2 protein-coding genes are annotated in these 2,231 nt (G+C 67.1%); both read right to left on the bottom strand.

Features of this window, described 5'->3' with window-relative positions; all coding sequences use genetic code 11:
• Positions 1 to 191: 191 nt before the first annotated feature.
• Positions 192 to 1,253: an ABC transporter substrate-binding protein gene (locus AB0M27_RS47450; RefSeq protein WP_365732411.1), complete on the bottom strand. Its 1,062-nt coding sequence runs from the start codon at positions 1,251 to 1,253 to the stop codon at positions 192 to 194.
• A gap of 199 nt (positions 1,254 to 1,452) precedes the next feature.
• A complete protein-coding gene (locus AB0M27_RS47455; protein WP_365732412.1) occupies positions 1,453 to 1,590 on the bottom strand; it encodes a hypothetical protein in 138 nt (45 codons plus the stop codon).
• Positions 1,591 to 2,231 lie beyond the last annotated feature (641 nt).

Here is a 2,231-nt window from a genome sequence, read left to right on the forward strand (position 1 = left end):
GCGGACGAGACCCAGCTCGCCCGGTTTGAACAGCATGCGGCGCAAGGCCCGGCGATTGCGCACGACGAGCGCCGGCGCGCCCTGGCCGCCCCCACCGGAAGGCACGCTTCGGCGTCGGGCCGGCCGCCTCCTGAAGGTGCGGGCCCCGGCCGGCAGCCGGCGCCGGGGCGAACCTGTTCGTCGTCATCCCGCTACTTCGCGATGTTCGCGGTGAACCACGAGTTGATCTCCGCTTCCTTCGGCCCCCAGATGGTCGGGTCGACCGTCTGGTACTTCACCGAAGACAGCGGGGGTACGGCCGGAAGCGGCGAGACGCCCTGGACCACCGGCCAGAACAGCGAGTCGCCGGTCGGGTTGCCGTTCTTCGCGGCCTGCTGTCCGGCCGGGCTGAGCACGAACTCCTCGAATTTCTTCGCCTCGGCCTGGACCGCGGCGGGCGCCTTGGCATCGATGGCCATGACACCCGGCAGCAGGGTGACTCCGTTGACGAAGGCCGTCTTGAGGTGGGGGTCGTTGACCTTCTTGGCCGCGCCCAGGCCGGCCGAGCTCTGGATGAGGGCGATGTCGATCTGCCCGGTGGCGAGCGCGTGCAGTGTGTCACCGTTCGTCTGGAAGACGTGCAGCCCGTTCGCCTTGAGCTTGGTGTAGTAGTCCTTGCCCTGGGACTCACCCCCGAGCTTGTTCATCATTCCGGCCACGAACGGGTAGGTCGGCCCGGACACGGCAGGGTTGTTCATGCCGACCTTGCCCTTCCAGGCGGGGGTCAGCAGGTCCTGCCAGGAGGTCGGCGGCTTCGGCGTCTTGGTCGTGTCGTAGACGACGGTGCCCGCCATGGTCACACCGGACGGGGTGTAGCTCTTGTTCTTCGGCAGGGCGGCCTGGCCGGCCGCGTTGAAGGCGACGGACGGGGTGAAGCCCTTCAGCAGCTGGCCCTGCTCGTCCAGCGCTGCCGCCCACTCCGCGCCGTCCGCCCACAGCAGACCCCACTGCGGATTGGCCTTCTCCGCGGCCACCTTCGCCAGCAGTGGTCCCGTGCTGTCGTCCACGACCTTGGTCGGGATGCCGGTCGCTTTCTGGAAGGCATCGGCCACCGGCTGGTCGTAGCCCATGGCCGAGTAGAGGACGAGTGTCGGCTTCGTCGTGCTGCCGCCCGTCCCTGACGTGGTCGTCGAACCGCATGCCGTCGCGGCCGTCATGGCAGCGGCCGCAAGGGCCGTCCACGTGGCCGCTCTCCTGCCTGCCCAAGTCACCATGGAGAACCTTCTTCCCTAACCGCGAGAACTCTTGAAATGTAACAGCGGTTAGAAAGATAGGGTGACCAATGCTACGGGAAGTGGCGTGATCGATGGCTGGGAGCCGAACAGCACGTTATGGGCACGGAAAGCTTCCGCAGGTGGCAAAGGGCACCTGCCCAGAACTGTCGGGCAGGTGCGGTGCCGGCCTGGGGGTGGGCTACAGCGGCCGGGCGCGCCGCAGGTTGAACAGCGTGCGGGGCAGACCGAGGTCTCCCAGCGCCCTGTCGATCGTGGACTTCATCGGGTTGCCCGCGAGCAGCGGGCTGATCGCCGCTGCGGTCTGAAGCAGGGCCACGGGGCCCCAAGCCGACCGCACCACGCCCGCCGGACCTGGTCACCGAAGCCATCCGCGCCCTCAAGTGTCACCTGTCCGACGTCGTCTACCGGGCTCTCCGGCGCGATGCCCGAGAATCACACAGCAACGTGATCACTCTCGCGACGGCCGCTTGACATAGGAGTAATCGGACGTGACCGTGTCGGTTGGGAGAGTGGGCGGAGCAGCACGGCCTACTTCAGGGGTCGTGCGGCTGGAGACTGACTGGTGTGGTGATGGGGCAGGTGCCCGTTTCCCCGAGGAGACCTTGAGACCACCTCGCGGGTCTTGCAGCTCGAGTCGTCCTTGCCCGACCACAACCGTATCGTCAGCCGTCAACTCGCCCTTGGGACACTCGCTATAACGATACGGAAGCGAGGGCCTCGACCTTACGGTCGCGGTCCTCGTTGCGTTGTCGTACTTGATCATGATGCCCAAGGCTGCCCCTGCCGAAAACCTCATCCGTGCAGGTGAGAGGCGGTATGCGGGTTCCGCGGGCCGTCGGCCCGCGTGCTGGGGTCGGGGCTCTGGCGCGAGTGCCCAACCTTGCGGGAACATGATCGATCGTGGTGCTGCGACTGGCCTACCTGGGTGTGACGAACGCGTTCGCCATGCTGCGCTTG

Source organism: Streptomyces sp. NPDC052107, assembly GCF_040680215.1.
Classification (GTDB): Bacteria; Actinomycetota; Actinomycetes; order Streptomycetales; family Streptomycetaceae; genus Streptomyces.

Coding starts and splice junctions, on each gene's coding strand:
- AB0M27_RS47450 (WP_365732411.1), bottom strand. CDS start 1,253: ATGGTGACTTGGGCAGGCAGGAGAGCGGCCACGTGGACGGCCCTTGCG.